The sequence below is a fragment of the Embleya sp. NPDC025285 genome (genome assembly GCF_055558835.1).
Genome location: NZ_JBVHLU010000271.1, coordinates 1 through 2,080 on the forward strand (window position 1 = coordinate 1; position 2,080 = coordinate 2,080).

Here is a 2,080-nt window from a genome sequence, read left to right on the forward strand (position 1 = left end):
CCCGGTGGACCCACGACGGTCAGGTGCTGTTCGCCGGCCGGGTCGACGATCAGGTCAAGATCCGGGGCTTCCGGATCGAACCCGCCGAGGTGCAGACGACGCTGCTCGCTCATCCGGATCTGGCCCAAGCGGTGGTCGTCGCGCGCGTGGACGAGGCCACCGGTACGCACCTGGTCGCCTATGTGGTCCCGGCCCGGGACGGCGAGGTGTCCGATGACGCCCTGCCCGACGACGTGCGGCGGTTCGCGGCGTCGCGGCTGCCGGAGTACATGGTGCCCGCCGTCGTCGTCGTGCTCGACGCCCTCCCGCTCACGAGCAACGGCAAGCTCGACCGCAAGGCACTCCCGGCGGCGGACTTCGCCGTGACCGCGTACAGGGCACCGCGTACGGCGCAGGAAGAGACCCTGTGTGCGGCCTTCGCCCAGGTGCTCGGGCGCGATGCCGTCGGGATCGACGACAACTTCTTCGAGCTCGGCGGCCATTCGTTGCTCGCCACTCGGCTTCTTTCCCGGATTCGCAGCACGCTCGGTGTCGACCTCGAGATCCGCGCGCTCTTCCAGGCACCCACGGTCGCCGGGCTCGCGGGTCGGATCGGCAATCAGACGTCAGGTCGGCGGCCGGTACTGCGGCCCATGCGTAGACCAGAGGAGCCCCGATGATTCCGTTGTCATTCGCGCAGCGACGGTTGTGGTTCCTGAGCCGACTCGAAGGGCCCAATCCGGCACACAACATTCCTGCGGTGCTGCGGTTGACCGGACGGCTGCATCGTGACGCGCTGTCGGCGGCGCTGCGGGACGTCGTGGTGCGCCACGAAGTGCTCCGCACCGTCTACGACGTCGCGGACGGCGAGCCGTTCCAGCGCATCCTGGAGCCGGAGGAACTGTGCTGGGAACTACAGGTGATGGGCCCGGTCGACGCGGCGGATCTGCCCGACGCGGTGCGTCGGGCAGGTGATTACGCCTTCGACCTGGCCTGCGAGCCGCCGCTGCGGGCCTCCCTGTTCCCGGTCGGGCCCGAGGAGCACGTCCTGGTTCTGGTGGTGCACCACATCGCGGGTGACGGGTGGTCGTGGGGGCCCATGGGCCGGGACATCTCGGTCGCTTACGCAGCGCGGTGTGGCCGACGAGCGCCGGAGTGGGCTCCGTTGCCGGTGCAGTACGCCGACTACGCGTTGTGGCAGCGGGAGTTGCTCGGCGAGGCGGACGATTCGGACAGCGTGCTGTCACGCCAGGTGACGTATTGGCGGGATGCACTGGCGGGTGCCCCGGAGGAGCTCGAACTCCCGGTGGACCGGCCCCGCCCGGCGGTGGCGAGTCATATCGGCCACAACGCGCCGCTGGAAATCTCGGCTGAACTGCATTTTCGGTTGGTCGAGTTGGCGCGGTCCGAAGGCGCCACGGTGTTCATGGTGCTTCAGGCGGCGTTGGCGGTGTTGTTGTCGCGGTTGGGTGCCGGGACGGACATCCCGATCGGGTCGGCCGTGGCGGGGAGGACGGACGAAGGGCTGGACGACCTGGTCGGTTGCTTCGTCAATAGTCTGGTAATTCGCACCGATCTCACCGGAGATCCGACGTTCCGGGAGGTGCTGGGCCGGGTTCGGGACACCGGATTTGCCGCGTTCGGGAATCAGGATGTGCCGTTCGAGCGGTTGGTGGAGGCGTTGGCGCCGGCGCGGTCGTTGGCGCGACACCCGCTGTTCCAGGTGATGTTGACGCTCCAGAACACGGAGCGGGCCGGGCTCGCATTCGCGGGAGTGGAGGTCGAGAGCGTCGCGGGGATGCGCCCGGCGTCGAAGTGTGACCTGGAACTGACCCTCGCGGAGGAGGTGGACCGGGGCGGTCGCCCGGCCGGTCTGACGGGGGGCCTGACCGGCGCCGCCGATCTGTTCGACTCGGCATCGGTTGCGGCGGTCTCCGACCGACTGGTGCGTGTGCTGCGCACGGTGACCGACGACCCGGGCATCCGGCTCGCCGCAGTTGATGCGTTCACCGACGATGAGCGGTCTCGGGTGTTGGTGGGGTGGAACGACACCGCTGTGGATCGGGATTCGGTTTCGGTTGTGGGGTTGTTCGAGGCTCGG

General features: G+C 68.9%; 2 protein-coding genes. Both read left to right on the forward strand.

Annotated elements, in window-relative coordinates; all coding sequences use genetic code 11:
* Window positions 1-659 (forward strand): phosphopantetheine-binding protein (locus ACZ4FV_RS52125; RefSeq protein ID WP_465328494.1); only part of this gene is annotated, 659 nt, incomplete at its 5' end.
* Window positions 656-2,080, forward strand: a 1,425-nt coding sequence (locus ACZ4FV_RS52130; protein ID WP_465328496.1) for a condensation domain-containing protein, incomplete at its 3' end; no start/stop codon positions are given. The genes ACZ4FV_RS52125 and ACZ4FV_RS52130, both read left to right, overlap by 4 nt.